7 protein-coding genes and 1 tRNA gene are annotated in these 8,398 nt (G+C 64.0%); 5 read left to right on the top strand and 3 right to left on the bottom strand.

The features are described from left to right. The first annotated feature begins 495 nt into the window (after positions 1–495). Complete coding sequence (locus EOA29_RS17125; protein WP_126090756.1) at positions 496–1,518, top strand: D-alanyl-D-alanine carboxypeptidase family protein; 1,023 nt, start codon at positions 496–498, stop codon at positions 1,516–1,518. 286 nt (positions 1,519–1,804) lie between these two features. Here EOA29_RS17125 and EOA29_RS17120 read toward each other — a convergent pair whose 3' ends face one another. After that, a complete protein-coding gene (locus EOA29_RS17120; RefSeq protein ID WP_126090757.1) occupies positions 1,805–2,254 on the bottom strand; it encodes a universal stress protein in 450 nt (149 codons plus the stop codon). 547 nt (positions 2,255–2,801) lie between these two features. Here EOA29_RS17120 and EOA29_RS17115 point away from each other — a divergent pair. Then, positions 2,802–3,728, top strand: a complete 927-nt coding sequence (locus EOA29_RS17115) for a DUF1003 domain-containing protein (protein ID WP_126090758.1) — start codon at positions 2,802–2,804, stop codon at positions 3,726–3,728. A 210-nt stretch (positions 3,729–3,938) separates the two neighbouring features. Here EOA29_RS17115 and EOA29_RS17110 read toward each other — a convergent pair whose 3' ends face one another. Then, positions 3,939–4,844: an alcohol dehydrogenase catalytic domain-containing protein gene (locus tag EOA29_RS17110; protein WP_189350422.1), complete on the bottom strand. Its 906-nt coding sequence runs from the start codon at positions 4,842–4,844 to the stop codon at positions 3,939–3,941. A gap of 160 nt (positions 4,845–5,004) precedes the next feature. On the opposite strand from EOA29_RS17110, the gene EOA29_RS17105 reads away from it, so the two are divergent. After that, positions 5,005–5,910, top strand: coding sequence for a LysR substrate-binding domain-containing protein (locus EOA29_RS17105; protein ID WP_126090760.1), 906 nt, complete (start codon positions 5,005–5,007; stop codon positions 5,908–5,910). Positions 5,911–6,070: 160 nt separating this feature from the next. Next, positions 6,071–6,147: transfer RNA gene (locus EOA29_RS17100), tRNA-Arg, on the top strand. Positions 6,148–6,616: 469 nt separating this feature from the next. On the opposite strand, the gene EOA29_RS17095 is transcribed toward EOA29_RS17100, so the two are convergent. Further along, positions 6,617–7,510, bottom strand: coding sequence for a LysR substrate-binding domain-containing protein (locus EOA29_RS17095; protein ID WP_126090761.1), 894 nt, complete (start codon positions 7,508–7,510; stop codon positions 6,617–6,619). Between the two features lie 119 nt (positions 7,511–7,629). Here EOA29_RS17095 and EOA29_RS17090 point away from each other — a divergent pair. Beyond that, on the top strand, positions 7,630–8,398 hold a 769-nt coding region (locus tag EOA29_RS17090), incomplete at its 3' end, for an NmrA family NAD(P)-binding protein (protein WP_127221179.1).

The raw sequence follows: 8,398 nt of genomic DNA, 5'->3' as shown, positions 1-8,398 counted from the left end.
GCTGAGCGATGCCCGCAGCAGCGAGGTCGTACCCGTGGCGATTTCCGACATGCCATTCCCCCCAAATCCAAGCCGCGTGCATCATAGCGGCAAGGGGGTGGTGATGGCAAAGCGGGGGCTGAGCCGGTGCGGACGGCCCCATCCGCTGCAACGTTGCCGATTGGCGAAAGCCTAAGCAGCATCCGATCTCCCCCTTGCGGGGGAGATGTCCGGCAGGACAGAGGGGGGTGTGAAGGATCGCGGCGGTTCGAGTTGAGCCATGTTAAACCGAGGCTCCGCCTGAGGATATAGCTCTGCTTACTGACAGGTCGGCGGGACAGCACCCCCGTCTGCCCTGCCGGGCATCTCCCCCGCAAGGGGGGAGATTGGCAGCGTCGGCGACGGCGCAAGCCTTTAAAACCTGGGCAAATGCCTTGTTATCGCCATTAACCAGTTGGACGCGGCACATGCGTTACGTTAGCGTCCTCGCATCTCAGCAACAGTTTTAGAACAGTCTTGTCCCGTCCCTTGCTTCTCCTCCATAAATTACTCGTCGCTTTTGCGTTTTTGCTGCTGGTTGCCGGCTGCACCACCGCGGCGCCGCCGGAAAGCGTGCTTGCCGTCCCGGCTCAGCCGCAGAAATATGCGGCGATCGTGGTCGACGCCTCGACCGGCAAGACGCTGTTCGAGGTGAACTCGACGGCGCAGCGCTACCCCGCCTCGCTCACCAAGATGATGACGCTCTACATGCTGTTCGAGGCGCTGGAGAGCGGCCGCGTGAGCAAGGAGACGCAGATCCCGGTTTCCGACCACGCCGCCTCGCAGCCGCCGACGAAGCTGCGCTTCCGGCGCGGCGAGACGATCGACGTCGATTCCGCCATCCGCGCCATGGTTGTGAAGTCGGCCAACGACGTGGCGGTGGCTGTCGGCGAATATCTGGGTGGCGGCAGCGAGGACCAGTTCGCCGGCATGATGACCGCCAAGGCCCGCCAGCTCGGCATGGCGAGCACCAGTTTCCGCAACGCCTGCGGCCTGCCCGACGACGGCCAGGTGACCTCAGCGCGCGACATGGCGGTGCTGGGGATCGCGCTCGAGCACCGCTTTCCGCAGCATTTCCACTATTTTTCCGAAAGCGACTTCATGTTCCGCGGCCGGCTGGTGCGCGGCCACAACGACATGCTGGGACGGGTGCGCGGCGTCGACGGCATCAAGACCGGCTATATCCGCGCCTCCGGCTACAACATCGTCACCTCCTACAATGCCGACGGCAGGCACCTGATCGTGGTGGTGATGGGCGCCCAAAGCGCGCGCCAGCGCAACGACCATGTCGAGGCGCTGATCCAGCGGAGTCTTACGGCGACGGTGGCGGATGCGAAGACGCAGCTGATGTATGCCGGGCAGCAGCCGGCCTCGCCGCTTCCGGGTGTGCCGGCGCCCGGCACGACGGCGCCAAGTTCGTCGCTGCCGGGTTTGGCGGCGTCCGATTTGCCGTCGCCGGATCTGGCCTCGCCCAGTTCGCCACTGCTGCCGGCGCAATAGAGCGTCGCGGCGGTGGAGAAAATCTGAGACGCCGGCGGGACAGCACCCCCCTCTGTCCTGCCGGACATCTCCCCCGCAAGGGGGGAGATTGGCAGACGTGAGGCCGGCGCACTCAATTCGCACTTTGGTGATTGGCGAAAGCTGGCGTGACATCTGATCTCCCCCCTTGCGGGGGAGATGTCCGGCAGGACAGAGGGGGGGTGTGAAGGAACGCTACCTATCTCGCCTTGTGCCGGCCGGAGCGCAGGAAGCCGCCATTCGCAGGGCGGCTGAATATCGACGTGCCCTACCGCACCACCAGCACCGGGACCTCGGTCAGCGACACCACCTCCGCCGTCTGGCTGCCGAGCACCAGCCGGCCGAGGCCGCGGCGGCCGTGCGAGGCCATGACGATGAGGTCGCAGGCCTCGGTGCGGGCCGTGTCGAGGATCGCCTCGGCGGGCGTCCTGTTCTCGATATGCAGCACCTTCGCGCGCACACCGAGCGCGTCGGCGTCGGCCTTGCACTTGTCCAGCACCTCGCGGGCATATTTGCGTGCGCTTTCCTCATAGTAGGTGAGCTCGTCGCCGGCGACATAGCCGGCCATGGCGCCGCCCCAGGCGAGCGTCGGGAACGGCTCGGAGACGGTGATGAAGGTCACAGTGGCGCCGAGGCCCTTGGCGAGTTCCAGGCCGTGGGCGACGCCTTTGCCGGCGAGCTCCGAACCGTCGGTGGCGATGAGAATGTGCTTGTACATGGATCCCTCTTCATGCGGGGCGACGCGCGCGCCCCAAGTGGCGGGCGCCTGACCGGTCACCCCGATATAGTTTTGCTAGCAGGCCAACCACAGAGGGCGGCTTGATTCGGATCAAGGCCAGCCGCCGGAGACGATTGCTCCAGCGGGCTTCCCGCAAACGCATCCGGGCGCAGCTCAATTCCTCTCTCCGGGCCTGTCCCCAGAAGCGGCGGACAATCGCGGATGGCGCTCCCCCGCTCCGTCTCGGCTTCGCCGAGCCACCTCTCCCCCGCTCTCGCGGGGGCGAGGAATCCAAGTTTGCAAAGGTCGCGCCCTCAGCGATTGGCTTTCCTCGCCCCCATGAAATGGGGGAGAGGTGGCTCGGGCGAAGCCCGAGACGGAGCGGGGGCTGCGCCGCCATCGACAATTGTACGCGGCGGCCGGCGAAGCGGCTCGCGCTCCGCCCATCACAAGAACTTGTTCGGTCACACCACCTTCACAGTCACGATGGATATGCCGCGCCGGCTTGGCGTATCGTACTCGAAAGCCGAGAACAGGAGCACTGAGCATGGCCGGCGATCCCAAGGCATCCGCGCAGAAGCAAGCAGACGACGAGAACGAAAGCGGCGGCGAATATCTCGAGGCGGCCACCGTTCCGGAAGACGCGCATGAGGCGGCCGACGAGGTCCTCGAAGCGCCGGAGGTGCCGGATTCGGAGCCCACCCCGCCCGGCGCGACCAGGGCCAAGCCCAAGAAAAAACCGTCGGCGATCAGCGGCCGGAAATTCCGCAAGCGCGACCTGGTGCGCATCGACGATCTCAGGCCCAGCCTCGCCGACCGCATCCGCGCCGACCATCCGGACCTGCCGCGCGGCGCCCGCGTCAGCCGCGCCGAGCTCGCCCGCTACCGCATGCGCTATATGGAGGAATTGCTGCAGCAGGAGCACGGCGAATTCTCCGAGCTCGACCGCCAGGTGGTGGAATCGATCGCGAGACAGGACACGATCTCGGAAAACTCGGAAGAGGAATTCGAGGAGCACCGCTCGTTTGCCGACCGCGTCTCCGACACCATGGCCGAGTTCGGCGGCAGCTGGTGGTTCCTGATCTCGTTCGCGGCCGTGCTTCTGATCTGGATCGGCCTCAACCTCGCCGAGGGCGCGACGAGCGCCTTCGACCCCTACCCGTTCATCCTGCTCAACCTCATGCTCTCCTGCATCGCCGCCATCCAGGCGCCAGTGATCATGATGAGCCAGAAGCGGCAGGAAGCCAAAGACCGGCTGCGCTCCTTCAACGACTACCGGGTGAACCTCAAGGCCGAGCTGGAAGTGCGGCACCTGCACGAAAAGCTCGACTATCTCATCTCGCGCCAATGGCAGCGCCTGGCCGAAATGCAGCAGATGCAGCTCGACGCCATGCACGAGCTGACCGCGAAGAAGCAGAAGCGGGCGGCAAGGGGGGTGCGGAGGAGAGTGGCGAAGGCTGGGGCGGAGGGGTGAGGCCCGCGCCCCGGCATCAGTAAGCGCTAAGCCGGGGCAGGTCCGCAAGCCGCCTCGACCACCGACGCCTGACCTTCTGATGCCGGAGCTCGTGCCACCGTCCCGGTGCCTTAATATGCCACCATCCGAATTGGCCGTTGAAGCATGCCCGCGGCGACTTGCCGATAGCCGGGTTGAATGTGTCAGGCACCGCGCTTGCTCCGTCGCAAATCAGATGAGCACGACCTTGCCTTCGCCCGCGCTCGTCCGGGCGCGAGGCAACGCCATAGCGAATTCTTCGAGGCGATATCGGGCGACGACGGGCAGCTTTTCGGGATATCGCGAAAGGATGGACCAGCAGTCCCTCGCGGCAGTGGCCAAGGTTTCGGCGCTTGCCTTGTTCTGCCAGACACTTACGGCGAAGCCCCGCCAGCGCAGCGCTTTGTAAAGCAAGGTCGATGCCTTGATCTCGATCGGGCGATCGTCGAGAACGCCGTAGGAAAACAGGCTTGCCCCTTGCGCGGCGCGCGCGATGAGGGCCAACGTGTCGGGCCCCCCTACGGGATCGAGGATCAAGTCGTACGGCTTGGCGTCCGCGAGCGCATCGGCGACGCTATCGCCGATGCTTATCGTCCGGTTTTCCCAATCGCGCAGCTTATAGCCCCCGTCATGGCGATAGAGCCTTTCGACGACGGCTCCTCGCTCGCGGGCCAATTGACCGGCCACGGCGGCGACGACGGACCGCGCCGCGGTAAGAAGCACCCGCTCCCCGGCGTTGACGGAGGCCAGGTCCAAGAGGCCCCACGCGGTTAGCGGATTGAGCGGAAACTGGCAGACGATATCGTCGGAGAGCCGTTGCGCGAACTCGGCCGGAACCGGATAGATACGCTCGACCGGCACGGGTGCGTATTCGGCCCAGGCGCCCGGGCTTCGGAATGCGACGCGCCGCCCTACCTCCAGCTCACGCACGTCAGCGCCGATCGCCTCGACAATGCCGGCCCCATCGAATCCGGCGACCTGCGGATAAGACGGCTTCGTCGAATATTTGTCGGCGACGAAGAGCCAGTCGGCCGGCTGGACAACGCGAGCCGTGACGCGCACGAGGGCCTGCCGGGGGCCGCATGCGGGAACAGGCATGTCCCTATTCTTGAGAACCTCCTCAGCAACTCCGGGCCTATCAAACACGACAGCTTTCATCAGGCTTCCCGTCTACGATCAATCAAGGCTGGAAGGTCGCGCTTCGAATTGATACAGTCAAAGACCGATTTGGATCTGATTGATACCTGGCGGGTATGAAATGGAGCTTCGGCACCTGCGCTATTTCCTAGCGGTCGCCGATTGCGGGCACGTCACACGCGCGGCGCAACGGCTGCACATCTCGCAACCGCCTCTGAGTCGTGCGATACGCGAGTTGGAGGCCGAGCTCGGCGTCGAACTGTTCGCCCGCCAACGCCAACGGATTGCCCTAACTCCGATCGGCGCGGCAGTGGCCGAAGACGCGAGGGCCGTCGTCGCCCAGGCGGATGGCCTGGTCCGCCATGCGCGCGCGCTGTCGAGCGGTGAGAGCGGGCGTATCCGCGTTGGCTACGTCGATGGCGCCATGCAAGGCGGGGTTCTCAGCGCTCATCTGCGGAACCTCCGGCTTCATGCTCCGTCACTTGTCGTCGATCTTGTCGCCGCCAGCACGGAAACCCAGCTCAGCGCACTCGCAAACAATCAGCTCGATATCGCAATCCTCTACACGCCGCGCAAATGGCCCGACGGCATTGCCAGCAGCAAGCTGCTGTCCGACAGCATGAGGCTTGTCGTATCCACGGAGGACAACCTGGCCTCGAGGCGATCGATCACCCCGAGCGATCTTGAGGCAAGCCCGTGGGTGGCACTTCCAAGAGAAGGCGACGCGTATTGGCGCGACCGGTTCCTGCAGCAATGCTCAAATGCCGGGTTTCATCCCGACATCCGTTATGAAGTTGCGCAGCTCTCGGCGCTGCTCGGTCTCGTGGAGGCCGGCGCCGGGCGCGCCTTCGCGCAAGCCAGCATCGCGCGCGCCGAAACTCCGGGCCTGGTCCTCAGGTCGCTGCCGTGGTGGAAGCACACGATCGATTATTGGTTGGCATGGCGGCAGCGCAACCCCGCGCCTTCCGTCCGCCAGTTCCTCAAGGCCAACCGGGTTGCGGAAAGCCGGAAGTCTCGACCGGGTTAGCTGAACAGCGGCAGTTGCCTCGGCTCAAACGGATATGTTGGCCGGATCGCGCAGCGATTTCACATATGAGGCACTTGGCCGTTGAAGCCCGGGGCGGCTTCCGCTAAGAAGCCGTGGCTGGCCGGCTCATCGGCCGGTTCGTTTTCCGGTTTCCCGGGAAGCACCCGTAGCTCAGCTGGATAGAGCGCTGCCCTCCGAAGGCAGAGGTCACAGGTTCGAATCCTGTCGGGTGCGCCAATTTCTCTTTGCGCATCAAGAAGTTAGCCCTACGCTTTGCTTGCCTGAAGTTCTTTAGGGCTGAGCGGCGTAAGCGCTGAGAACCCGAGTTTGGGCAAAACCATGTCGCCACATCCCGCAGATTTTCGGGGCAGAACAATGCGAAACGCTAGTTTCCGGCGGACGAGCTTCAAAAACGAAGGTTGAGCGTTGCCCACGTGGGCAACGCACAACGGGGAGAGTTTGGCCCCGCCGCAGGTCCAATCTTCCGGATCTCGGAGATGACCGAAATGGGACCGAAAGCGGTCGGTCTGCTTCGTAGATTCTCGGGTCAGAAACACGCGTTGCGCTGGCACCAACGGTCGTCACCATGGCGGCTGCGGTGTTGAGCGTGCTGCGCCACCGGGAGTTTTCCCACTTACTCCGCTTGTCTTGTTCGCCGTTTTGATCGCTGCAGAGGTGGGTTCATAGGGAAGGTCGGCCGAATTGTTCAGTCCGCGACATAGGCTGCCAATTCATCAGCCGTCCCCTGCGGGAAGGCTTCCTTCAAGTAGTCGAGGAACGCTGACACGCGGGGGCTGAGCAAACGCCTCGAGGGATAAAGGGCCCAAAGCGCCGTCTCGGGCCCTGACACATCCCCCCAATGCACTAGCGTGCCGGCAGCCAAATCGCCGGTTGCAAGCGACAACGGGAGGCGCGCGGCGCCGAGCCCCATGCGCACCGCATCCCTGACCATGACGAACGACGCCAGGCTGAGCACTGGCTTGGCGTTAATCGTCGACTTGCCAGACGAGGTCGTGACTTGCCAGGCTTCGGACTCATTCAACGAGCCTCGACTGATCGCGGGAACGAGACCTCCCGAGGCTGGGGGCGTCAGGTGCGGACTGGCCACCACCACCAGCCGATCGCGCAGGAACACTCGCCCAACAAGGGTGGCATCCGGCTCCGGGTTGACCCGGATGACGAGGTCGTAGGCTTCTTCGATCATGTCCACGGCCCTGTCTTCCGTGGTGATCTCCAACCGAACCTCCGGGTATCTAAGGACGAAGCCGGCCGCGAGCTTTCCGATCGCGGTCTGAGAAAAGAGCAGTGGCGCGCTGATGCGTAGCCGGCCACGCGGGCTATGGCCGCCCGAAGCGATCGCTTTCGCCGTCTCATCAAGTTCTGTGAGCAGAAAGCCCGTTCGTTCAAACAGGGCTCGTCCCTCCTCCGTGAGCTTGAGCGTCCGCGCACCACGTTCGAACAGGCGCAGATCAAGACTTGCCTCGAGATCGGCCACGCGTCTGGAAAGAGTCGCCTTTGGCCGGCCTGCGGCACGCGAGGCCTTTCCGAACCCGCCGTGGCGGGCCACCAGATTGAAGTCGGCAAGAGCGAGAAGATCCACGATTTTGTTCTTTTCTGTTCCACCAATGAGACGATCTGTCCAAACATACCATCTATCGGGATGTATGTGGATCACTCATTTTGAGTGTGCCTTTTAACTCAAACAGAAAGTGACCCCCAATGACCATCCTCGTTACAGGTGCCACCGGCCGCGTCGGCCGCCATGTCGTCGACCAACTCCTTCAGCGCGGCGCGACGGTGCGTGTGCTGACCCGCGACCCCGCGAAAGCCAGCTTCCCGACCGGTGTCGACGTCGCCAAGGGCGATCTCCTCGACATCGATGCACTGCGCGGCGCCTTCAAAGACGTGAGCACGCTCTTCCTACTCAATGCCGTCACGGGTGACGAATTTGCCCAGGCGATCATCACGCTCAACGTTGCTCGCGAAGCGCGCGTCGACCGTGTCGTCTATCTCTCGGTGTTCGAAGCCGATCAGGCGGTGAACGTCCCGCATTTCGCCGTGAAGTTCGGCGCCGAGCGCATGCTGGTGGAGATGGACTTCAGCGCCACCATCTTGCGTCCGACCTACTTCATCGACAACGAGTCGATGGTAAAGGACGTTATCGTGGAGCACGGCGTCTATCCGATGCCGATCGGCAGCAAGGGCGTAGCCATGGTCGACGCCCGTGACATCGCCGAAGTAGCCGCGATCGAGCTGATCCGCCGCGACTCCGCACCCGGCAAGCTGCCGATCGAGACCATCAACGTGGTTGGCCCCGATACGCTGACCGGCCCCGACGTGGCTAAGATCTGGTCGGACCTTCTGGGTCGCCCGGTGGCCTATGGGGGCGACGATCCCGGCGCGTTCGAGCAGAACATGGCGAGCTTCATGCCGAAATGGACGGCCTACGAGATGCGCATGATGGCCGAGCGCTATGTCAGCGCCGGCA

The organism is Mesorhizobium sp. M1E.F.Ca.ET.063.01.1.1, assembly GCF_003998155.1.
Taxonomy (GTDB): Bacteria; Pseudomonadota; Alphaproteobacteria; order Rhizobiales; family Rhizobiaceae; genus Mesorhizobium.
The sequence above is the reverse complement of the archived record's forward strand: the minus strand, read 5'-3'. Positions and strand labels throughout refer to the sequence as shown.